Annotated in this window: 20 protein-coding genes; 10 read left to right on the forward strand and 10 right to left on the reverse strand. The window is 47.7% G+C overall.

Features of this window, described 5'->3' with window-relative positions; all coding sequences use genetic code 11:
- The first annotated feature begins 49 nt into the window (after positions 1 to 49).
- Together solA and HMPREF3091_RS14480 are read left to right on the forward strand one after the other, a co-directional pair.
- Positions 50 to 1162 (forward strand): N-methyl-L-tryptophan oxidase, encoded by a 1113-nt coding sequence (gene solA / locus HMPREF3091_RS14475; RefSeq protein ID WP_070716587.1) that lies wholly within the window; start codon positions 50 to 52, stop codon positions 1160 to 1162.
- Positions 1163 to 1337: 175 nt separating this feature from the next.
- On the forward strand, positions 1338 to 1964 hold the full coding sequence (locus tag HMPREF3091_RS14480) for a response regulator transcription factor (RefSeq protein WP_070716589.1): 627 nt from the start codon (positions 1338 to 1340) through the stop codon (positions 1962 to 1964).
- A gap of 109 nt (positions 1965 to 2073) precedes the next feature.
- On the opposite strand, the gene proP is transcribed toward HMPREF3091_RS14480, so the two are convergent.
- Positions 2074 to 3615 (reverse strand): glycine betaine/L-proline transporter ProP, encoded by a 1542-nt coding sequence (gene proP, locus HMPREF3091_RS14485; RefSeq protein ID WP_070716591.1) that lies wholly within the window; start codon positions 3613 to 3615, stop codon positions 2074 to 2076.
- A gap of 602 nt (positions 3616 to 4217) precedes the next feature.
- Here proP and HMPREF3091_RS22510 point away from each other — a divergent pair.
- On the forward strand, positions 4218 to 4310 hold the full coding sequence (locus HMPREF3091_RS22510) for a DUF2770 domain-containing protein (protein ID WP_321573297.1): 93 nt from the start codon (positions 4218 to 4220) through the stop codon (positions 4308 to 4310).
- Between the two features lie 61 nt (positions 4311 to 4371).
- Here the strand turns inward: HMPREF3091_RS22510 and HMPREF3091_RS14490 are convergent, their stop codons facing one another.
- The gene (locus tag HMPREF3091_RS14490) at positions 4372 to 5418 is read right to left on the reverse strand and encodes an AI-2E family transporter (RefSeq protein WP_070716593.1); all 1047 of its coding nucleotides are present in this window, start codon (positions 5416 to 5418) and stop codon (positions 4372 to 4374) included.
- A gap of 288 nt (positions 5419 to 5706) precedes the next feature.
- Here HMPREF3091_RS14490 and HMPREF3091_RS14495 point away from each other — a divergent pair, with 288 nt between their 5' ends.
- Positions 5707 to 7179, forward strand: coding sequence for a MocR-like pyridoxine biosynthesis transcription factor PdxR (locus HMPREF3091_RS14495; protein WP_004092977.1), 1473 nt, complete (start codon positions 5707 to 5709; stop codon positions 7177 to 7179).
- 16 nt (positions 7180 to 7195) lie between these two features.
- Here the strand turns inward: HMPREF3091_RS14495 and HMPREF3091_RS14500 are convergent, their stop codons facing one another.
- Positions 7196 to 8245, reverse strand: coding sequence for an oxygen-dependent tRNA uridine(34) hydroxylase TrhO (locus HMPREF3091_RS14500; protein ID WP_070716595.1), 1050 nt, complete (start codon positions 8243 to 8245; stop codon positions 7196 to 7198).
- Between the two features lie 217 nt (positions 8246 to 8462).
- Positions 8463 to 9023 (reverse strand): helix-turn-helix domain-containing protein, encoded by a 561-nt coding sequence (locus tag HMPREF3091_RS14505; protein ID WP_004092973.1) that lies wholly within the window; start codon positions 9021 to 9023, stop codon positions 8463 to 8465.
- 142 nt (positions 9024 to 9165) lie between these two features.
- Between HMPREF3091_RS14505 and HMPREF3091_RS14510 the strand changes: the two genes are divergently transcribed.
- Complete coding sequence (locus HMPREF3091_RS14510; protein WP_070716598.1) at positions 9166 to 10140, forward strand: DMT family transporter; 975 nt, start codon at positions 9166 to 9168, stop codon at positions 10138 to 10140.
- Here the strand turns inward: HMPREF3091_RS14510 and HMPREF3091_RS14515 are convergent.
- Entirely contained in the window at positions 10081 to 10977 is an 897-nt protein-coding gene (locus HMPREF3091_RS14515) for a LysR family transcriptional regulator (protein ID WP_070716599.1), read from the reverse strand. The two genes, HMPREF3091_RS14510 and HMPREF3091_RS14515, sit on opposite strands and share 60 nt — an antisense overlap.
- Before the next feature lie 128 nt (positions 10978 to 11105).
- Between HMPREF3091_RS14515 and HMPREF3091_RS14520 the strand changes: the two genes are divergently transcribed.
- The 4 genes from HMPREF3091_RS14520 to HMPREF3091_RS14535 all read left to right on the forward strand — a co-directional run bounded on the left by HMPREF3091_RS14520 (position 11106) and on the right by HMPREF3091_RS14535 (position 15648).
- On the forward strand, positions 11106 to 11984 hold the full coding sequence (locus tag HMPREF3091_RS14520) for an MBL fold metallo-hydrolase (protein ID WP_070716601.1): 879 nt from the start codon (positions 11106 to 11108) through the stop codon (positions 11982 to 11984).
- 138 nt (positions 11985 to 12122) lie between these two features.
- Complete coding sequence (locus HMPREF3091_RS14525; RefSeq protein WP_070716602.1) at positions 12123 to 12557, forward strand: DoxX family protein; 435 nt, start codon at positions 12123 to 12125, stop codon at positions 12555 to 12557.
- Between the two features lie 542 nt (positions 12558 to 13099).
- Positions 13100 to 14620: a peptide MFS transporter gene (locus HMPREF3091_RS14530; protein ID WP_008813778.1), complete on the forward strand. Its 1521-nt coding sequence runs from the start codon at positions 13100 to 13102 to the stop codon at positions 14618 to 14620.
- 362 nt (positions 14621 to 14982) lie between these two features.
- The gene (locus HMPREF3091_RS14535; protein ID WP_008813779.1) at positions 14983 to 15648 is read left to right on the forward strand and encodes a DedA family protein; all 666 of its coding nucleotides are present in this window, start codon (positions 14983 to 14985) and stop codon (positions 15646 to 15648) included.
- 77 nt (positions 15649 to 15725) lie between these two features.
- Here HMPREF3091_RS14535 and HMPREF3091_RS14540 read toward each other — a convergent pair whose 3' ends face one another.
- Positions 15726 to 16373, reverse strand: a complete 648-nt coding sequence (locus HMPREF3091_RS14540; RefSeq protein WP_070716604.1) for a DsbA family protein — start codon at positions 16371 to 16373, stop codon at positions 15726 to 15728.
- Positions 16374 to 16543: 170 nt separating this feature from the next.
- A complete protein-coding gene (locus HMPREF3091_RS14545) occupies positions 16544 to 17779 on the reverse strand; it encodes an MFS transporter (RefSeq protein WP_035503437.1) in 1236 nt (411 codons plus the stop codon).
- Between the two features lie 304 nt (positions 17780 to 18083).
- Here HMPREF3091_RS14545 and HMPREF3091_RS14550 point away from each other — a divergent pair, with 304 nt between their 5' ends.
- Positions 18084 to 18932: a DUF817 domain-containing protein gene (locus tag HMPREF3091_RS14550; RefSeq protein WP_070716605.1), complete on the forward strand. Its 849-nt coding sequence runs from the start codon at positions 18084 to 18086 to the stop codon at positions 18930 to 18932.
- 79 nt (positions 18933 to 19011) lie between these two features.
- Here the strand turns inward: HMPREF3091_RS14550 and gntU are convergent, their stop codons facing one another.
- The 3 genes from gntU to araD form a co-directional block, all read right to left on the reverse strand.
- Positions 19012 to 20349, reverse strand: coding sequence for a gluconate transporter (gene gntU, locus HMPREF3091_RS14555; protein WP_070716608.1), 1338 nt, complete (start codon positions 20347 to 20349; stop codon positions 19012 to 19014).
- A gap of 4 nt (positions 20350 to 20353) precedes the next feature.
- A complete protein-coding gene (gntK, locus tag HMPREF3091_RS14560) occupies positions 20354 to 20890 on the reverse strand; it encodes a gluconokinase (protein ID WP_035503432.1) in 537 nt (178 codons plus the stop codon).
- 393 nt (positions 20891 to 21283) lie between these two features.
- Positions 21284 to 21979: an L-ribulose-5-phosphate 4-epimerase gene (gene araD, locus HMPREF3091_RS14565; protein WP_070716610.1), complete on the reverse strand. Its 696-nt coding sequence runs from the start codon at positions 21977 to 21979 to the stop codon at positions 21284 to 21286.
- Positions 21980 to 22046 lie beyond the last annotated feature (67 nt).

Here is a 22046-nt window from a genome sequence, read left to right on the forward strand (position 1 = left end):
AACAATAATGGCGCACTCATGGAACAAGCCATGACTCGGAGGATCCTCTATGAAGTACGATTTAGCTATCGTTGGCTGTGGCTCTGTCGGTGCAGCGGCCGGCTACTATGCCGCCATGTCCGGCCTCAGCGTACTCATGCTCGATAGCCATACCCCGCCCCATCGTCATGGTAGCCATCATGGCGATACTCGTATTATCCGTCACGCCTATGGCGAAGGTGAAAAGTACGTTCCGTTAGTGCTTCGCGCGCAGCAACTTTGGGAGAAACTGGAAGAGGTGTCCGCCGTCCAACTTTTCCATCGTAGCGGTGTGCTTAACATCGGTCCTGCCACGTCTGAATTCATGCGTAACGTAGAAAACAGCGCGACGCAATATCAGCTCAATGTTGAAAAAATGAACGCCAGCCAGCTACAACAACGCTGGCCAGAATGGACTGTCCCCGATGATTACGTCGGCATATTGGAAGCCAACGCGGGATATCTGAAATCAGAATTAGCGGTTGGGCTACTGAATGAGAAAGCAGCTGAAGCGGGAGCGACGTTACATTTTAACTGCCCGGTGACTGCCATTACCCCTGAACAGGACGGCGTTAAAATCTCTACCGCCGAGGGTGAATTCAGCGCAACGAGAGTAGCAGTAACGGCCGGAACCTGGGCAAAAACATTGCTACCTGAACTCCCCATGACGCCGGTGCGAAAAGTCTTTTCTTGGTATCAGGCCGATGGGCGCTACAGCGAGAACAATAAATTCCCTGCGTTTACCGTTGAAACTCCCGATGGAGATCAGTTCTATGGTTTCCCATTCAACAATGATGGATTGAAACTCGGCAAACACAACGGCGGCCAGCCGATCGATGCACCTGAACAACGCCGTCCGTTCGGCTCCAATCCTCAGGATGGTAGCGAAGTTTTTGGCTTTTTACGCCGGTTCTTACCCGGTGTCGGCGTTTGTTTGCATGGTGAAGTCTGCACTTACGATGTTTCACCCGATGAGGATTTCATTATCGATACTCTGCCAGACGCCCCTCAAATCAGCGTTGTGACGGGGTTAAGCGGTCATGGTTTCAAATTCGCTACCGTTCTCGGCGAAATTATCGCACTACAGGCTGCTGGGAAACCGGTTCCGTATGATCTTTCTGCGTTCAAACTTAATCGTTTCTAATTTATTGCCTGTCTGCCCGCATGCCTATGCGGGCAAGTATTAATAAAAATCATCAATAAACAGTTTGAACGTTATTTTTAAATTGACAACCACGGTTTAAAACCACTAAGTTAGAAGGGATTTGATTATATAAACACAAGTGCTCGACATAACACGTTATTTTCAAGGATGATGAATGAACGTATTAATTGTAGACAAATGTCTTTACACACGAATAGGTATTTCTTGTTTTTTTTCGGAAGCACCTGCTATAAATATTCACCATGTGAATTCAGTCATTGACGCTTCCGAACAAAATGATATGCCTAACCCCGATGTTATTCTGGTAAATCTGACAGATTATTGTCGAATTAATGGGCAAGATTCAACGCTACTCAATTTCTTCAGCCATTTCTCTTCAGCTAAAATATTCATATACATCGATACTGAATATCCGAACAGCGCCAGACCGGTGATACTAGACTGCCATGTCTATATCATTAATAAACAAAAGCTAATTCCACTACTAGCCACCCTGTCAGACCTTCATCTCAAGCCTAATCTGCAAAAAACGCTACAGCAATATTTTGGCGATTACCCGGTGCTCACTGAACGCGAGTCCTCTATCATCCAATATTGGATGGAAGAAATGCCTAACTATAAAATTGCGCGTAGGCTCAATATATGCAGTCGCACAGTTTATGTTCACAAGCAACATATTACCGAAAAGATGCATGTCAGAAATCGTCTAGAGTTTTGCTACCTCTATAACGTTATCAAATATGTTATTTTTCCACCACCGACAAGAATAACAACAGCTTAATTCAAACGTAAAAAGCCCGAACTATCGGGCTTTTTTATATCAAATACTTTTATATCGTGATGTAAATTATTGCATACTTATTTATACAACAATTAAATGATGCAATGCATTAATTTGCAGTACCTTGGTTATTTTGTAGAACAAGGTCATGCTCTTTTCGCTGGCGGCGTAAGCGTAGCTTATGGATCAGTGCTTTAGCCTCAGCCTTTGTGGCAACGGCTGGAGCCGAACCGCGTAGCGGTTTACGTGCAGTTTCACGCATAAACATCACCGTGATCGCGCCAATCACACCTGCCCCCATCAAATAGTAAGCGGGTACCAGATGATTCCCCGTGGTAGACACCAGCCATGAGGTAATCAGCGGCGTAGTACCACCAAACAATGAGACGGAGATATTAAAGCCGACGGCCAACGCACTATAGCGTGTTTGTGTGGTGAACAGCGCAGGCAGTGCCGATGGCATGGTCCCACTAAAGCAGGTATGCAATACGCCTAAAATCATGAGTCCAGCAAACACCGCCCACATACTGCCAGTGCCAATTAACATCAGCGATGGAATAGCCAGTACAATTAAACCAAGCGCACCAAACATAATCACCGGTTTACGTCCTAACCTATCGTTCCAGTGACCCCATAGTAACGTCAGCGGCATCATGATAAACATCACCACCATAATCAGCATCAGGCCACTCAATTCGCTCAGTCCTAACACCCCGGTTAAGTAACTCGGCATATAGGACGTCAGCATATAGTTTGAAACGTTAAACAACAGTACTAAGCCGATACATTTCAGCATCTGCTGCCAGTAGGTTCCCATCATTTCGAACAGCCCCATTTTTGGCTTGCTCTCTTCGATAGCTTCCTGCTTTTCCATATGCTTTTGGAACGCTGGCGTTTCTTCCAGTTTCAGGCGGATATAGAGACCAAATAGTCCCAAAGGCGCGGCAATAAAGAACGGAATTCTCCAGCCCCAAGCAAGTAAGGTTTCCTCTGGCATCGCTGCGGTTAACCCCGTGACCAACATCGCACCGAGTAAATAACCACCAAAAGTACCAAATTCTAACCAGCTCCCCATAAATCCGCGGCGTTTGTCCGTGGAGTATTCCGCGATAAAGGTCGCCGCACCACCATACTCACCACCGGTCGAAAAACCTTGTACCAAGCGAGCAACCAGCAACAATATAGGCGCCGCAATACCAATACTTTCATAGCTAGGGATCAGGCCGATACAGAATGTCCCTACCGCCATCATAATCATGGTGAAGGCCAGCACCTTCTGGCGACCGATTCTATCGCCTAAGGGACCAAAGACCATTCCGCCCAATGGACGAACTAAAAATGCCGCAGCAAAGGCGGCGAAAGTCGCAATCAACTGCGCCGCCGGACTTCCGCTTGGGAAAAAGACTTTACCGATGGTGACGGCTAAAAAGCTGTACACACCAAAATCGAACCACTCCATAGCATTACCTAGCGCAGCCGCGCCAACGGCTCGCTTGAGCATGCTGCGGTCTACGATGGTGATGTCATCGACGGTCATTTCTGGTTTTTGATTTGTTTTCTGACTTTTACGCCAGAAAGCGAGATGTGAAGAATGTGGTTGCGCGCTATTCTCTCGCGAATTGGATACGAGTGTATCTTTAGGATCAGTCATAGTTACCCTTGATGTGCATTAAATTAATTCTCAGCAGCACCATAGATTTCGCGTCCCCGTAATTACGGCTTAATCACATTTAAGGATCGCAGCGTGAGGCGAGATCTATGCAGCAGCGTTAACGAAAGCTCGTTAATTTTACCGGTGAAATTATTGTATTAATTATCGCTCCTTAGCTGTTTTTTTATTTCTCGCTTGGTCTTTACATATCTTTATATTGACACATTTTAGTGACATTGGTCAAGTTTTTGACTTTTTGTCTAAGATAATCCCTCACTAATTTCCCGACGTTATTAACCTAAAAGAATCAAGCAAATAACCTTATAATTCAATCAAATAAAATAAAATCACCGCCATTTTCAAAGCATGTAAAAGCGGTAAATCACAGGCTGAAATCAGGAAGAAATATGCCCATTTTTTTGAGGGAAATTGCAGGGCAAATTGACAAAAAATGACGACCTCACCAAGAAAAAATGCTGTTCAAAATAGTCACAAAAAAGTGGATATAAATATCCGTGTCACATTGTGATTTGAAATATAAAAAATTATAATTTCCACAACGACAATTTTGAGTAGCACTCATGTTTGACAAATTAATTCAGATGATTATTAACAATGTTCGTAGCCATCTGGTCTTTTATCTCGCCATTTCGCTTTTGCTACTCCTGTTAGATATTTACCTTTTCTACACTTAAAACCGCCCTCTTACCGTCTCCCCCTTCACGAATAGAAGGGGGTAAGCAGCACAGCGAGTGTCTAAGACGCTTTCTGCTCGTCAATACCTTCCCCCAGTAAAACGGCAAACCGAGAGCCAACCGGAGTCAGTTCCAGAAGAATTTTCACGACAATCGTTAGCGGTACGGATAGCAACATGCCTATCGGCCCCAGCAGCCATCCCCAAAATATCAACGATAGAAATACCACCAGCGTTGATAATCCCAAACCACGCCCCATAACTCGTGGCTCCAGAATATTGCCAAACACCATATTGATGGCGATATACCCTGAAGCCACCATGACAGCATCACCAAAACTGTTAAACAACAGCGCTTGAATAACCGGTGGAATAGCGGCAATCACCGACCCAATATTCGGAATATAGTTGAGAACAAAGGCTAAAACGCCCCACATCATGGCAAAACGAATCCCCATCAGATGCAGCATGAGCCATACCACTACGCCCGTAATCAGGCTGATCCCCGTTTTAAGCGCCAGATACTGCGTTACACCGTCGAGCGCGCGCTGAATACTCCCCATTCCTGCATCGGCGTTTGATAGGGATTTGCGCAATTTATAAGGCAAATGAGGAACTTCCATCAGCATAAATACCACGGTCATCAGCAACAGAAACAGGCTCGACATGGCGCCCGATAGCTGCGTAACAATTCGTGTCGCCATATTCATCACCACACCTGGATCAAAATGGTTTGCCAACTCTACGGGGGAAAAGTTTAGATTTAATCGCTCTGCAATATGCTGCAAGGCCACCAATTTGCTGGCGAGCATCCCACGATATTGTGGCAGTGTTCGGCTAAAGTCATTCAACGACGATCCCAACATGCCAATCATTAGCGTCAAACCCAGAATGATGATGACCAACACCAATCCCACCGCGGCGGAACGAGGCAGGCGTAGCTTCATTAAAACTTTGACCAGCGGGTTGAGAATGATGGCCAGAAACAGTGCCAGAAGAAATGGCACAATAATCTCTGACGCGGCGCGAACGCCGGCTAAGATAATGACTAAGGCTGAAGCCATAATCGCGATACGCGTCCCCTGAGCGCTCAGTACAGTTCGGGACATAGTATTTCCTTGTATAAATGCATCCTGATCGGCGCGTTCCACCCCCCAATCTTTGCTAACCCAATATTTTTCGCCAGCTGTCTCTATTCAGAAACCCTAACTCGTTATAGATTATCGCAAGAAAGCTTCTCATGACCAATGTGGGTAAACAAGATCCGCGAATGAGATGCATTGATAAGTAATTAATTGATTGTAATGTATTTAGTGTCAACATATTGATGGTTACCCCATTCAACTTGCTAAAATCACGTATACTGGCGTTTTTACTCTCTTTGATCCGGATTCCGAATGCTGTCGTTTAACCTCGATCGCCACGACTCATTGTCGCTGCAAAAACAGATTTATCAGCAAATTCATACGGCGCTACACAACGGAGTGTTAACCAATGGAGAACGGCTGCCATCCATTCGAGAACTCGGAGAGAAGTTACAGGTTTCGCGCAACACCATCACCGCTGTATATGAAAAACTGGTGCTTGAAGGGTTTATTGCCAGCCGCCCAGGCGTTGGCTATAACGTCATCCGCTCTTCTCGCGTTGAACTACCTGAGATAAAAACACCGCAGAGTGATTTAGATCATCCGCCAAGCGTATTGCAAACTCAGGCTCCAGACACCTATGTAGACGTCGATAGCCCGATGTTCTTCAGTCTGGGAAATCCAGATGAATCCTCATTTCCGTGGCAGCGTTGGCGCAGTTGGAATAATAAGGCGTCACGCAGCAAACATCTTTTGATGACGCGCTACCATCCACCTGCAGGTCTGATGTCTCTACGCCAAGAGCTGGTGAAGTATCTGGCCAATGCACGTGGTATTCATACCGACCCTGACCACATCATCATTACTAATGGCGTTCAAGAAGGACTCGCCTTAGTCGCGCGCACGCTGCTAACGCCGCAGGAGCATATTGCGGTTGAATCCCCCTGCTATTCCGGTGCATGGAATTTGTTCAGTAGCTGTACGCCACACAGGCACGCCATTCCCGTTGATGACTTTGGTCTACAAACAGAGCGCTTACCAAATCAGCAATGCGCACTCGCCTATGTAACCCCCTCTCACCAGTACCCCGTGGGAGGAACGTTACCGCTCGAGCGACGAAAAACGCTGCTCGAATGGTCGCGACGTTCCAATGCGTACGTGATTGAAGACGACTATGACACCACGTTTCTTTATGGGACTCAGCCACTGCCCGCACTTAAATCGCTAGAAAATGCTAATAACGTGATTTATCTCAGCAGCTTTTCAAAAACGCTGGGGCCTGGAATGCGAATTGGTTTCATGGTGTGTCCTGAGCGCTTGGTGGAACCCATTCTAAATTTAAAAGCGCTGTGGAATCACGGCGCAAGCTGGCTTTATCAGCAATTTTTGGCCGATTTCATGCATGATCAAGGCTACCACCGCCATTTGCGTAAGCTGGAAATTGAATACGGCGCGCGGCAAAAACTATTGTGTGAAGGCCTAATGGCGCTTTTCCCACAAGCGAAGTTGCTCGGCATCTCTTCAGGTTTACATATCACCTTAAAAACCGCGCTATCTGCCGATACCGTAAGTCAGCTACGTGAGCGTTGCCTACATGAGGGGGTGCGTTTCGACACCTTAGGCAGCATGTGTAACGGTTCCGAGAATGCCTATCTGGCAGAAAATCAAGACACGCTGATGTTGTTTGGTTTCAGCGCACTGTCGCAGGGACATATTCGGTTGGCGCTCGAAATCATCGGCAAAGCCTGCCGGGAACTGGGAATTTCGTCCTCCGGCAAAGCTTGATAGGTCACCTGATAGATTATTCGTCGCGGTTGGGAATACGAAGACGCAGCGGTTTGTGGCGTGATTTATTAAAAATCATATTGCCGTTTTCACGCCCTGCGCGACGAGCGCGCTGCTCCTCTATCGGCAATACACTTTCCTCCTGACACTCGGGGCTACAACAGCCGCTGTACTTCTCGGCACAGGCAGGACACTGAATAAACAGTAAATGGCAGCCGTCGTTTAAACAGTTGGTGTGCGTATCGCACGGAGTCCCGCACTGGTGACAATGCGATATCACGTCGTCGGTAATACGCTCGCCCATGCGTTCGTCGAAAACGAAATTCTTGCCGATAAACTTCAGCGGTAGCCCCTGCTCACGAGCACGACGCGTGTATTCTATAATTCCGCCTTCCACATGATAAACGTTGTTAAAGCCGTTATGCAGCATGTAGGCGCTGGCTTTTTCACAGCGGATACCTCCCGTGCAATACATAACAATCTTCTTGTCTTTATCCTGCTGAAGCATGTCCACCGCCATCGGGAGTTGCTCGCGGAAAGTATCGGATGGAACTTCCATGGCGTGAGTAAAATGGCCGACTTCATATTCATAGTGGTTACGCATATCCACAAAAACAGCATCAGGATCGTCCAACATGGCGTTGACCTCTGCTGCATTGAGATATTGCCCCACGTTCGTCGCATCAAAACTTGGGTCGTCGATACCATCAGCAACGATACGTTCGCGCACCTTCATACGTAGCACCCAGAATGATTTCCCATCGTCATCTAGCGCCACATTCATTCGCAGACCGTCAAAATCGGGATGAGCCTGATATAGGGCCGCCTTCATAGATCCATAACGGCTAGCTGGCACCGAAATCTGCGCGTTTATGCCTTCTTGGGCAATATAAATTCGCCCAAAAACGCTGAGCTCACGAAAAATGATATACAGCGCATCACGAAAGCGTTGCGGATCGTCGATACGGCAATATTTGTAAAATGAAACCGTAGTGCGCGGCTCGGTTTCAGCCAGCATGCGGGCTTTCAGTTCCTGATTTGAGATTTGGTTATGTAACACTGGCATGGTGTCCATTTCCTTTTATATTTGGCGTTGCAGGTGAATCTGGCTAACGTTACCCCGCCATACTGGTCGCTGCATCCGAGCCCACGCATTTACAGGTCAGATACCACTCCAACTATTTTAGTTATAACGAGCAGAAATCGTATAGGGCGGCGATTATGGATATTCATTGATGAATATTCCACCGACAGAGTGTGTGGTTATCTAAAATAGTTGCTCGTCAGACTTCTAGCTGCATCTTGGTTGGCTGCGAATAGTGCACAATGTTATGGAATTTTGCGACCGATGAACCACTATTGCGATAGCTGTGAGTCTGCTCGGCGCAGAAGCGTAAGGGCTTGCTGACGGTAACGTGATGCCACGTTCCTTCTACTTGCACTTCCACCTCACCTTCAATCATCAAAATATCTTCCACAACGCCTTTATCATGCGCATAGGAGTTGTGGATGTAACCTGCCTGTAACGTAATCAGCAGCACCTCATAGCCGAGTTGAGGATCATAGCCAAGCAGTGTTTGAGCGGTAATCGCTTCGTCCTCATGATGAAGGCTTGCAGGTTCCGCGTCGGTTAACTGTTTGGGTAAAAACTCGCTAAATGAGGTTTGTAGACCACTGGAGATGCGCCACAGCGTCACCACCGTAGGACTAGATTCTCCGCGTTCAATCTGCCCGAGCATCGCTTTACTCACACCTGTCGCCTGTGCGGTCTTGTCTAAACTCCATCCCCGCTGCTGACGCAGGTCACGCAATGTTTGTCCAATATGGAGGGAAAGATCGGTCATGAGGTTCTCTTTTTTGTTTGTGCGTTATAACGCACAGTGCTAATCTTTGACCTTGTGCGTTATAGCGCACATGTACGGTGAAAATTGTAGCTCAGTACGCGAATGTCACCAATCGTCTCAAACAAATAATTCGGACATCTCAATGCAGGCTATTGTGTACGGCGTGATCGCCTCCCTATTTTTCGCGTTCACCTTTATTCTAAACCGCGCAATGGAAATTGGCGGGGGTGACTGGATGTGGAGCGCGAGCCTGCGCTTCTGGTTTATGGCGCCCATGCTATTCGTTTTAGTCGCAATGCGTGGCCAACTGCGCCAAAGTCTACGTCATCTGTCTCAAAATATTGGCACTTACCTGCTGTGGAGTACCTTAGGGTTCGGCCTGTTTTACGCCCTAATTACCCTCGCCAGCACCTATGGACCAGGCTGGTTAGTCGCCGGAACGTGGCAGTTCACCATTATCGCTGGATCGCTGCTGGTTCCCTGGCTTGGTGGGAAAGGTGAGCCTCGACACAAAATCCCGTGGTATGGACTACGCTGGTCGCTGCTGATCCTTCTCGGCATTGCCCTGATGCTATGGCAGCAGGCTGAGCATATCAGCGTATTTCAGGCCGTTGCAGGACTGGTTCCGGTACTTGTTGCCGCGTTTTTGTATCCACTAGGCAATCGTAAGATGATGAATATCTGTCATCACAACGTGGATACCTTACAGCGTGTTTTGAACATGACGCTCGCCAGTCTGCCGTTTTGGCTGCTGCTCTCGCTCGTTGCTTACCAGCGCGTAGGATGGCCTTCCACGACTCAGGTCGAACAATCGGTGCTGGTCGCTCTCTTTTCTGGCGTGATTGGCACGCTGCTCTTTTTTGCCGCCACTAACATTGTGCGCAATGACCCCACTCAACTGGCCGCCGTTGAAGCGACTCAGTCTGGTGAAGTGCTATTTACCCTACTTGGCGAAATGATTTTTCTTGGCGCGGCGCTGCCTGCACCGATATCGTTACTTGGTATCACGTTAGTCATTTTAGGCATGATCGCACATAGTCTAGCGTCTACGCGCGGATCAGGAAAAACGCGGGTCAGACGCAAAACGGCTAACCAGAAAATCGAGGAACACACGTAATGTCGCGGGCATGAATTGGCGTGACGTATAAACGCCATATATGCCCAACGTTTCAGGCTGATAGTCAGGTAACACTTCCAGTAGTTGCCCATCTTCTAGCAGTTGATTAACTAAATAACGCGGCAGCAAACTAATACCAAATCCGCGCAGCGTAGCCGACGTGAGTACCGTTGCGCAGTTGGCACTCAGGTTACCGTTCACAGGGATCACAACCGAACTCCCTTGGTATGTGAATCCCCATTGATGATGGGAATAGTGCTCATGTGTTAGGCAGTTATGCTTGCTCAACTGCTCTATTTTTTGAGGCAAAGGATGCCTCTCAGCGTAGGCAGGAGACGCACACATCACGGAATAGCAGGTGCCTAAACGACGAGCAATGAGATTTGAATCGAGCTGGTTGGTGATGCGAATGGCGAGATCAATACGTTCATCAACCAAGTTAAGCGTTTTTTCCTGTCGGCAAATGTCAATTTGCGCCGCTGGATTAAACGTTAAATAGTCACATACGGCATCCGTAAGAAAAGCCTGAATCAACGATTGGCTGCTCGTCATACGCAGCAGCCCTCTCGGCATTTGCTGATTATTATCAACGATCTGTTCAATCTCATCACTCAGCAATAACAGTGCCTGACAGCGGGCGAGAACCTCTTCTCCGGCGCTCGTTAAGCTTTGGCTGCGAGTCGTACGGTGTAACAAACGTCCACCAATCCACTTTTCCAAATCGGCCAGATAGCGGGAAACCATCGCACGTGACAGATTCAGTTTTTCTGCGGCGCGGCTCAAACTGCCTTGCTCGACGACACAAACAAAAACCCGCATCGCGCTGAGTCGATCCATGTCTTTCCCCCTTCAATTTGCTCGATTTGGTTAACAGTATGTCTACCATTCTGACGTATTTCTTTCATTAAATGCTGAATATACTGCCAAACAGTAATAACTCACATTAATAATAAAGGCCTGTCATTATGCAACCCACCATCGCAGTTAAACCTCTGGTTTTGTCGCTTATTCTCGCAGGAGCCGCTTTTGCGGCTCAGGCAAAGCCGCTGGAAATTTCGGTCTATAATCCTGGCGCGACCAGCCTATTCCCCGTCTCATCAGAGCTCATTACCGGCGACAAGGAAGCCGTGCTGATTGATGCACAATTTGAGAAAAAAGATGCTAATGCTCTGATCAATATGATTAAGAAAAGTGGCAAAACGCTGACTACGATTTATATCAGCCACGGAGATCCTGATTTCTATTTTGGTTTGGATACCCTGTTGGCGGCCTACCCACAGGCTAAAGTGGTGGCAACACAGCCCACGGTAGCGCATATCAAAGCCACCCAACAGGCCAAGTTGCAATACTGGGGCCCTCTGATGAAAGATCAGGCTCCAGCGAAAGTCATCACCCCCGATGTGTTACCAGGCAATGAGATTGTGCTTGAAGGCCAGAAACTGATTATCCAAGATCTCGATAGCGCTTCCCCAGATCGTACCTATGTGTGGATCCCATCGCTGAAAGCCGTCGTGGGTGGTGTGCTCGTTTCCGCTAATCAGCATATCTGGACCGCGGATACTCAAACCAAGGCTTCGCGTGAAAATTGGATTATGGCTTTAGACCGCATGCAGGCGCTTCATCCTGAAACCGTCGTTCCTGGTCACTATTTGGGAACCGCACCAAAAGGCGATGCCGCTATCGTCTTTAGCCGTGACTATCTGAAAAAATTTGAGCAGGTACTTAGCACCAACAAAAACAGTCAGGCCGTCATTCTCGAAATGAAAAAGGCTTACCCAACGCTCAAAGATGCTGAGAGCTTAGAGCTCAGTGCCAAGGTGAATACCGGTGAAATGAAGTGGTAATTGGACAGATAATTTGATGTTGTTCATCAAGATTCTCTGATTACTTACGGGCCGTAATGGCCCGATAATCCCCACACTATTTACCCAATACTTTTTCCATTCGTGCAGATAAACGCCCTGCCTACTAAGGATGTAGCAATGATCACTTCATTAAATCAGTCTTTTACACGTTTAACCGATCATCAGGACGGCGGCAAACTATTGCTACGACTCACTTTTGGCCTGCTCATGTTATTCCATGGCATCGCGAAAATTGAGCATGGCATTGGTTGGATTTCAGCCATGCTACAAGAACAAGGCTTACCCAGCGTTATCGCCTATGGCGTATTTATTGGTGAGATCGTGACGCCAATTCTGATCATTTTAGGGCTATTCACTCGCCCTGCCGCGTTGATTTATGCCATCAACTTATTGGTTGCCACTCTAATGGTAGGCACAGGTAAGTTCTTTACCTTGACCGATGTCGGCGCATGGGGACTGGAAAATGAAATGCTGTACTTTATGGGCGGCATTGTCATCATGTTATTGGGCAGCGGACGCTACTCGATTATGCGTAATGAAGCGCTGAGATAACGGAAAACACGCCGCTAGAAATAACACTTTCACTCTGGATTAAATCACCAAGAATGAATTAGCTTCGGCAAGTTTCATTAAGCGCCATGCACGTGAAACTTGCCATAAAACCAAACTCCCCATTTATCCCGCCACTGTCGACTACGCGATATAAAATCACACTAGCATTCCATTGGTCAGAGTATTTGACCAGCAGGCTGACGTCTCGATTAAAAACATGCTATGGCGATGACAACGATTCTTAGCGACTAACATCAACAAAACCTCACAATCGTCGATGTTTACCCTGCTTAACACCTCATTTTCGTTACAAAAAACCAAATAACTGTTCACAAAATAACGATTTTGATGATAAAAAGATGACCTCGCGTACAAATCTATGTTAGTTTCCAAATCCCGCATTATTAATGAATATACGAATAACATGGCAAAAGCCTGATTGTTCATTAATAAATGCTATAAATACAAGAAGTTAAATATTTATATTTTAAGTTATCAATCATACGCTCTCGTTCTTTGCGTATAGTTAATGGGAATACAACATGCAATCCTCTGATAATACTCAGCAAGGCCGTACTTTTCTCGGTCATCCCTATCCGCTCGGTTCGCTGTTCTTCACCGAGATGTGGGAACGATTCTCTTTCTACGGTATTCGTCCCCTTCTGATCTTATTCATGGCCGCCAGCGTTTTCGAAGGCGGAATGGGCATTCCACGCGAGCAGGCTTCTGCTATCGTCGGTATTTTTGCCGGTAGCATGTATCTCGCCGCTCTGCCTGGTGGATGGCTGGCTGATAACTGGCTAGGACAGCGCCGAGCCGTTTGGTATGGTTCGATTCTGATTGCTCTCGGTCACTTAGCCATTGCGCTATCCGCGCTATGGGGCAATACCCTGTTCTTTATCGGCCTGCTGTTGATCGTGCTCGGTACCGGTCTATTCAAAACCTGTATTTCCGTCATGGTCGGCACCCTGTACAAAGATGGCGATTCCCGTCGCGATGGCGGATTCTCGCTGTTTTACATGGGCATTAACCTAGGGTCATTTTTAGCACCATTGGTCACCGGTTTGCTGGTCGGCGAAAAAGGCTGGCACTGGGGCTTTGGTATCGGTGGCCTGGGAATGCTGGTGGCATTGCTGATCTTCCGTTTCTTCGCAGTGCCTTCTATGCGTCGTTACGATCGTGAAGTCGGTTTAGACTCCAGTTGGAATCACGCTGTCGTTGAGCGTAAAAACGTAGGCCGCTGGATTTCACTGTTGGCCGTCGGCGCGATTGTACTGATCGGCCTGCTGTCTTACGGCATTATCCCTATCAATCCTGTGTTGATCGCCAGCGTCATGGTTTATGTGATTGCCGCTTCGGTAACCCTGTACTTTGTTTATCTGTTTGCCTTTGCCGGATTGGCCTCCGAAGAGCGCGTTCGCTTGCTGGTTTGCTTTATTCTTTTGGTTTCCGCCGCGTTCTTCTGGTCAGCGTTTGAACAGAAACCGACCTCATTCAACCTGTTTGCCAACGACTATACCCAACGTCAGTTTGGTGATTTTGAAATCCCAACCGTTTGGTTCCAGTCCCTGAATGCGCTGTTTATTATCATCTTAGCGCCGCTGTTTAGCTGGTTATGGCCAGCGCTGGGTCGCCGCAAAATGCAGCCAAGCAGCATGGTAAAGTTTGTTATCGGCATCCTGTTTGCCGCAGCAGGTTTCGGCATCATGATTTTAGCCGCGCAGGATGTACTGGCAACCAGTGAAGCCGTTTCGCCGTTCTGGTTAGTGGGAAGTATTCTACTGTTAACCTTGGGTGAACTGTGTCTAAGCCCAATTGGGCTGGCAACCATGACCTTACTGGCACCCGATCGCATGCGTGGACAGGTGATGGGACTGTGGTTCTGTGCGAGCTCATTAGGTAACTTAGCTGCGGGCTTGATTGGTGGGCAAGTGAAAGCCGATCAGCTCGACATGCTGCCAGATCTGTTTGCGCGTTGCTCTATTGCATTGGTGATTTGTGCCGTGGTTCTGGCCCTGCTGATCAAGCCTATGCGTCGTATGATGCAAAATGCGGAAATCTAAGCCTATCACCTCTCCCCTGCAAATAAAACAACGTACTTAAGGCACCCCACAGGGTGCCTTTTCTGTTATTTAGGGATGAAGACCTGTCACATACCGCCATCCATTTTGCGCTAGATTTACATTTGTCATACTAAAAACATGGTAAAATACAGGAAAAGTAGGTGAATATTTTTTCAAAAGAGCGCTACGGGAACCCTCCATTTGAAAAATAAGCCTATTTGCCAATTAAACTATCAATAAGCAGTAAATTGATGAGCGGTATCTCCGAAACTTCGTGGCATTTAGATTACAATGACCCAATGAGCTCGGTTTTTCCAAGTACACTTTGATCACATAGCGTACGCAGTCATAAAGGTAGAGTAATGGAAGTAATTAAAGAGATCCTGCACGCTCTGTGGGCCCAGGACTTCACCGTACTAAGCGACCCTAAAATGATATGGGCGATTTACGGTATTTTATTCACCACGCTGTTATTGGAAAACGGGCTTCTTCCTGCAGCATTTTTACCCGGTGATAGCCTGCTATTACTAGCAGGAGCGTTAATCGCCAAAGGTGTTCTACCTTTCTTTCCCACCATCAGCGTTCTGATTATTGCGTCAAGCCTCGGCTGCTGGATGAGTTACATTCAAGGTCGTTGGTTAGGTGATACCAAACTGGTGCAAGGATGGCTAGTGCAGTTACCCGCGCATTACCATCAGCGTGCCTATCACATGTTCCATAAACACGGTTTAGTGGCGCTGCTTGTCGGTCGCTTCTTGGCTTTTGTGCGGACTATTTTGCCTACTATCGCCGGTTTATCAGGGCTCAAGAACGCCCGTTTTCAGGTATTTAACTGGCTAAGTGCATTGCTATGGGTTTGTTCTGTGACGGGGGTTGGTTTAGCCATCAGCTACATTCCGTTTGTTAAACGCCACGAAGATCAGGTCATGACCTGTTTGATGATTTTACCTATCATTTTGCTCATCAGCGGACTGGTGGGAACCATTGTGATGGTCGTGCGTAGAAAGCGTCAGACCACTGCCCAATAAATCAATGCGTTATGAATGCAGCCCCGTAAGTCCTAAATCGGTCTTACAGGGCTGTGACACCAGCAAATCTGCCTGACTCAAAACTCGTCAAATCGCAGCAGTTCCGCCTTCAGTTCCTCATAAGATGTGAAGAGCTTGCCTGAAGGCAGCAAACGCTCTCCCTGAGCACCAACCACGACCAGAGCAGGGACACCTTTCACATTATGTCGTTCTAATAAACGCTGAGTATCACGTAAACAATGTTCATAGCGGCGCAATAATGCTTCTGTTGGTCGAGAAACGGCCAAGGCTTCTGTTTCAAAACCCTCACGTTCTAGAATTTCAACCACACCCTTGCTGCTAGAATTATCTACCCCCTCAACATAACGCGCTCGCTGCAACGTTTTCAACACGGCGAAAACGCGCTCAGGCTCGCTGAGTTCGGCGGCTATCAATGCTAACGTGGCAGAGAAAGAATCAAACACGCCACCTTGATTCAGCACATTTTCACGATAGGCTTCGCTAAATACTTGCCCAGTTGCCGATTCAATCCGCATATCATTTTGCCACGCGTATTGAGCAAATTCAGGCGTCATATCTCGAGCGCCTTCGCGAGCAAACAAACCTGTCGGGCGGAAAGTGACGTGAAAATCGGGATCGTCGACCAGTTGGCTAATTCTTGGCGACGCACCATAACACCAGCCACAAAGGGGATCAAAAAGGTAAACAAGTTCTCGGGTCTTCATCTGGACTCCTTGATGTTGTTCAGCTCGTAGCACCACGGGTACTGCAATAGCTATTATGGATGCTTGTCATGCTGCCAATATTCGACATGCGAATAATTTATAGTCTGGCTCAAAATCATAGAGTTGCCACCTGCTACCAGAATCCGCCGTCGTTTAACCCATAAATACCGTTAAAGTTCGATACTACGGATACTTTTATTTCGTCGCGATTTTTTAGGTTTAATGTCAGGATCTGAGTAGTAAGACCACAGAAACAACAGTATCCCCCCAGCGGCGAGGCCTGCGCCTACCCAACCTGTCGAAGACCAGCCAAATCCTGCGGCAATGCTTACACCACCCAACCATGCGCCTAACGCGTTGGCGATATTAAACGCCGAATGATTCAACGCCGCAGCCAACGTTTGAGCATCTTCCGCAACATCCATTAAGCGCGTTTGCAAAGCAGGTACCAACGCAAAACTACCGCCGGTGAGCAGTACAACCAGCACCGTTGCCCACGCAATATCAGCGACCAAATAGAACGTGGTGAGGATAACCACGTTCCAGATCAACACGCCGACTATGGTGCCCATCAGTGAACGATCTGCCAGACGCGAACCGAAAATATTGCCTAAAATCATACCGACGCCAAAAATGATCAGCACCAAAGGCACACTAGATGGCGACATTCCTGTTTGATGAATCAGTGTCGGCGCGATGTAGCTAAACACCGCAAACAGGCCACCCGATCCCACAGCGGCAATACCTAACGTTAGCCAAACTTGCTTACGCTTCAACGCCCCCAGTTCACGTAGCGGGCTCGCCCCTTCCTCCACGCTATCTTTCGGCAACCACAGCATGACTAGGAACGCGGTCAGAGCACCGATAACCCCAACCATCACAAAGGCCGCGCGCCATCCCATTAGTTGACCAATCCATGTGGCAAGGGGCGAACCTAGCAATGTTGCCAGCGTTAGCCCAAGCATGACCCGCCCTACGGCTTTAGCTCTCTGCCCGACGCCTGCCATCGAAGCCGCCACCAGAGACGCCACGCCAAAGTATGCGCCATGTGGTAATCCACTAATAAAGCGGAACACCATCAGGTTTCCATAGCTAGAACTCAACGCGCTGGCAATATTCCCCACGGCGAAGAGCACCATTAACAGTAACAGTAGCGTTCTACGCGACAGACGCGCCGCGAGCGTAGCAATGACTGGCGCACCAATCACCACTCCCAGAGCGTAAATACTGATGACGTGTCCGGCCTGAGGGATCGAGATCGCCAGATCTTTGGCAACGTTAGGCAACAGTCCCATAATGGCAAATTCGCCGGTGCCGATCCCGAAACCGCCTACGGCCAATGCAATTTCAGCGCCGCGGCGGTGCGCCACCGGTGCGGGTGTCGGTGGCAATGATGATGTTGACATAGCGGCCCCTGATATAAGAAAAATATTCGTGTCACCGTTCATGACAGAAATCGTGACTTAGGTCACATTATAAATAAGGTCAGCAGAATACCGAAGCTACCTATTAGCTTCTACTACTTTGTTGATTTTTTGTTGAATTTGCGGTTCTGTGTTGTTGTGGTCGATGTGCTTGCGATGACAAGTAGTACAGCTTAATTCTGAATTACGTTATTAGGCTGAGTATCTCGCTAGAATCTCATGACGCGCCAATACGGTCAGGTTAATATCTTCCTCCTAAAAAATGGCCAATGATATAAGGACATCCATGTCGCCATTCTCGTTACTCGATCAACATTTGCTCCGCCAGCGAAATGCGCCTGAGCTCACCGGAATACGCCGATTCTGTACTGAATTTTGGTACTTTGGACTGAAAGAAGCACGCGCCTGTTTATTTGTTGGCCTATTTTTTATCGCCGTTTTTTCTGTGCCGCGCGCTGGTTTTCTCAATATTGCTCGTTACGATCTCTTATTTATTATCGCCATTCTTATTCAACTATGGATGGTCGCCAGTAAGTTAGAAACCTGGGATGAGCTAAAGGCTATCACTCTTTTTCACGTGGTCGGGTTTGCGCTTGAGGTATTTAAAACCTCCGGCAGCATACAGTCATGGAGCTATCCCGATTTTGCCTATACCAAACTGTTTGGTGTTCCTCTGTTTGCTGGTTTTATGTATGCCTCGGTGGGTAGCTTTATCATTCAGTCATGGCGTCTATGCGATCTAAAAATTCGTCACCACCCGCCCTATCTCTTCAGCACCGGCATCGCGATACTGATCTATATAAACTTCTTCACTCATCACTATATCGGTGACTATCGCTGGTACATTACGGCTTTTATATTAGGAATTTATGCTCGTAGCATGGTGATTTTCACACCTTACGATCGCGAACGTAAAATGCCACTGCTGCTGTCCTTTATTCTGATTGGATTTTTCATTTGGCTAGCGGAAAACATCAGCACTTTCTTTGGGATCTGGAAATATCCCTATCAGTTAGGCGCATGGTCGGCCGTACACGTCGGCAAATGGAGTTCATGGGCGCTGCTCGTTATTATGACGTTTACGATCACCACCTATCTGAAAAATATTAAGCGACGTATCCATATCGCCCAGTAGCTCATGATTCAGGACGGGTCACCTGAAACAAAAAAGCCCACGGCGTTTCCCCCGTGGGCTTTTTATCAACATCTGACCATTAGAACAGCGTAAAGGCCATCATCCCGACGATACCGCCCACGGTTCCCAAAATGGTTTCCATCACGGTCCATGTTTTTAGCGTTTGCAGTTCGTTGGCTCCGGTAAATTTCCCGAACAGCCAGAAACCTGCATCGTTCACATGGCTAAGCACAATTGAACCACCAGCGATACAAATCGCCAGTGCCGCCAGCTGTCCCCCGTTTAACCCCAGTTGAGCAGTGACTGGCAGTACCAACCCCACGGTTGTTAAACATGCTACAGTTGCAGAACCTTGGATCACACGTACTGCGGCAGATAATACAAAACAGGCAACGGCGATAGGCAAACCCGCGCCAATCAGCGCATCCCCCAACGCAGGGCCTACGCCTGAATCGACTAGGATTTGCTTAAATACACCGCCCGCACCGGTCATCAGCAATATGATCCCCGCAGGCTGAATGGCTGCCGAGCAAATAGACATGATCTGTTCTTTGCTCATGCCGCGTGGCTTTGCCAATCCGTAGATGACAATGAGGCAGGCAATCAGAATCGCGGTAAATGGATGGCCGATAAATTCTAACCAATCATACAAAGAGGTATTCGGTGTAACAAAACGCGCACCAATGGTTTTCATCCCAACTAACACCAGCGGACATAACACCAGTGTCAGGCTAAGACCAAACGATGGCATATTAGACTTATCCAGTACTGGCGCATTCTCTTCCTCTGGCATGGGCCAGCTAACATGTTTGCTGATGAAGTTACCAAACAATGGGCCCGCTAGCAGCATCCCCAAAATAGCCGCCACTAAACCGATAGCAATCATCCAGCCAAAATCAGCATTCATCTGAGCCGCCAGCAACATCGGCACAGGGCCTGGCAACAAGAACGCGGCAGCGCTGGCCACACCAGCAAACAGCGGGATCGCCATTTTGACAACGTTACCGTTAGTGCGACGCGCTACGGCAAAGACCACGCCAATCAGCAATACAATGGCGACATCGAAAAACAACGGTAGTGCACAGACTAAACCCGCAATCCCTAGCGCATAATGAGCGCGTTTTTCGCCAAAACTTTTCAGCAGATGAGCGGCGATTTGATCCAGCGCCCCCGTTTCATGCAGAATTTTGCCAAACATTGCGCCTAGCGCGACAACGATAGTCAGGAAGCCAAGCGTGCCCCCCATACCATCCTGCATAGCCTGAGTAATTTTGCTCAATGGCATGCCTGAGAAAATACCAGCACCAATAGAGACCAGCATCAGCGCCACAAAAGCATGTAACCGTGCTTTCATGACTAAAAAGAGTAATAGCAGTACAGAGCCGACAGCAGTGCCGACGAGAGTCATGGTATCCACAGAATTATTCCTGAATCGAACGTTGTTGGATGTGTTTCAACGTGTCAGCAATGACCGCGTCGAGTGGCTGATTGATATCAATGGCGCAAACATCCTGTTCGTCGGCGTTAGGCACTTCCAGTGCTTCAAACTGAGAAACCAGCATTTGAGGTTTGAAGAAGTGTCCCTTACGGGCTTTCATACGCGATTCGATGAGGTCGAAATCGCCATCCATATAGATAAATGAGAGGTTAGCGTTACCTTCACGCAGTCGGTCACGGTAACGTTTTTTCAGTGCAGAACAGACAATGATGGATACATCGTTGGTGCGCTGCATGGCAAATGCAGCATCGTTCAAAGCACTCAGCCACGGAGCACGGTCTTCATCATTCAGCGCATGACCTTCGGACATTTTATTAATGTTGCTACGCGGGTGTAGAAAATCGCCATCTAGGAAACCACACGACAATTTTTGAGCCACTGCGCTCGCAACAGCAGATTTGCCACTGCCAGATACGCCCATCACTACATACACGTAGTGAGGTTTTAGTGTGTTTTTCATAGATTGGCTCCAGACATTGAATGGTTGGTTGACGCCGAATAAATATCCCTCGTCAATGTTACCGGTAATTGTTATCGGTAACATTGTCAGCGTCTTTACATAAACTTTCAATGTGAGCCAGCGCACAAAACTTTCTTGTGTGATCTATATCTCATAATTAATTAGCATCAAAACAATCACCATGAGAATAGACAACAGAAATGTAACAGTTAAGCGATGAACTGACGGGTTTGAGCTAGATTGTAATCTGCCCTTATTTTGTTGATGTGGGTGATTATTTTTATAAGAAATCAGTTAGTTAATTTATGATGAGAGGATAAAAAAAGAGCGCTTAAGTGATCGGCATTACACATAAGCGCCCTCTTTTTGCTAATAACAGAATACCCATTGCCACTACTGTCCGTAATACGCATTCGCTCCATGTTTGCGCAAGTAGTGCTTGTCGAGCAGGTCTTGCTGCATATCCGACAGCTGTGGGCTAAGCTGACGTGTAAAAATAGCCATATACGCCACCTCCTCCAATACAACTGCATTATGCACCGCGTCTAACGCATTCTTACCCCAAGCAAAAGGCCCGTGCGAATGAACGAGCACGGCAGGCATCTGATCAGGATTCAGATGACGTGGCTTGAAGGTTTCAATTATCACCTGACCAGTCTTCCACTCATAATCATGCTGAATCTCAGACTCAGTCATTAAGCGTGTGCAGGGAATGTTGCCATAGTAATAATCAGCATGTGTTGTTCCCCAAGCGGGAATATCCAAACCCGCCTGTGACCAAATCGTAGCGTGCCTCGAATGCGTATGCACAATTCCGCCAATGTTTGGGAATGCCAAATAAAGGCCGCGATGAGTTTCAGTGTCTGAAGACGGTTTCCATTTGCCTTCCACCACGTCACCGGAAGCGATATCGACCACGACCATATCATCGATACCCATTCCTTCGTAATCAACACCCGAGGGTTTGATGACCATCAGTCCACTTGCGCGATCAACCCCACTTACGTTACCCCAAGTGAATGTGACCAGACCATATTTTGGCAACGCCAGATTGGCCGCCAGCACCTGTTGTTTCAATTGTTCCAGCATGAGTTATCTCCCGCGTTAATAACCTTATTGTCTAGAACACCATCCGGTTCGGGTATGGGAGAACTGG

Source organism: Hafnia sp. HMSC23F03 (assembly GCF_001816025.1).
Taxonomy (GTDB): Bacteria; Pseudomonadota; Gammaproteobacteria; order Enterobacterales; family Enterobacteriaceae; genus Hafnia; species Hafnia paralvei.

Bases quoted from the DNA above. Each gene is read 5' to 3' on its own strand.
- solA (WP_070716587.1), top strand. From the start codon at position 50: ATGAAGTACGATTTAGCTATCGTTGGCTGTGGCTCTGTCGGTGCAGCG.
- HMPREF3091_RS14480 (WP_070716589.1), top strand. From the start codon at position 1,338: ATGAACGTATTAATTGTAGACAAATGTCTTTACACACGAATAGGTATT.
- proP (WP_070716591.1), bottom strand. From the start codon at position 3,615: ATGACTGATCCTAAAGATACACTCGTATCCAATTCGCGAGAGAATAGC.
- HMPREF3091_RS22510 (WP_321573297.1), top strand. From the start codon at position 4,218: ATGATTATTAACAATGTTCGTAGCCATCTGGTCTTTTATCTCGCCATT.
- HMPREF3091_RS14490 (WP_070716593.1), bottom strand. From the start codon at position 5,418: ATGTCCCGAACTGTACTGAGCGCTCAGGGGACGCGTATCGCGATTATG.
- HMPREF3091_RS14495 (WP_004092977.1), top strand. From the start codon at position 5,707: ATGCTGTCGTTTAACCTCGATCGCCACGACTCATTGTCGCTGCAAAAA.
- HMPREF3091_RS14500 (WP_070716595.1), bottom strand. From the start codon at position 8,245: ATGCCAGTGTTACATAACCAAATCTCAAATCAGGAACTGAAAGCCCGC.
- HMPREF3091_RS14505 (WP_004092973.1), bottom strand. From the start codon at position 9,023: ATGACCGATCTTTCCCTCCATATTGGACAAACATTGCGTGACCTGCGT.
- HMPREF3091_RS14510 (WP_070716598.1), top strand. From the start codon at position 9,166: ATGCAGGCTATTGTGTACGGCGTGATCGCCTCCCTATTTTTCGCGTTC.
- HMPREF3091_RS14515 (WP_070716599.1), bottom strand. From the start codon at position 10,977: ATGGATCGACTCAGCGCGATGCGGGTTTTTGTTTGTGTCGTCGAGCAA.
- HMPREF3091_RS14520 (WP_070716601.1), top strand. From the start codon at position 11,106: ATGCAACCCACCATCGCAGTTAAACCTCTGGTTTTGTCGCTTATTCTC.
- HMPREF3091_RS14525 (WP_070716602.1), top strand. From the start codon at position 12,123: ATGATCACTTCATTAAATCAGTCTTTTACACGTTTAACCGATCATCAG.
- HMPREF3091_RS14530 (WP_008813778.1), top strand. From the start codon at position 13,100: ATGCAATCCTCTGATAATACTCAGCAAGGCCGTACTTTTCTCGGTCAT.
- HMPREF3091_RS14535 (WP_008813779.1), top strand. From the start codon at position 14,983: ATGGAAGTAATTAAAGAGATCCTGCACGCTCTGTGGGCCCAGGACTTC.
- HMPREF3091_RS14540 (WP_070716604.1), bottom strand. From the start codon at position 16,373: ATGAAGACCCGAGAACTTGTTTACCTTTTTGATCCCCTTTGTGGCTGG.
- HMPREF3091_RS14545 (WP_035503437.1), bottom strand. From the start codon at position 17,779: ATGTCAACATCATCATTGCCACCGACACCCGCACCGGTGGCGCACCGC.
- HMPREF3091_RS14550 (WP_070716605.1), top strand. From the start codon at position 18,084: ATGTCGCCATTCTCGTTACTCGATCAACATTTGCTCCGCCAGCGAAAT.
- gntK (WP_035503432.1), bottom strand. From the start codon at position 20,890: ATGAAAAACACACTAAAACCTCACTACGTGTATGTAGTGATGGGCGTA.
- araD (WP_070716610.1), bottom strand. From the start codon at position 21,979: ATGCTGGAACAATTGAAACAACAGGTGCTGGCGGCCAATCTGGCGTTG.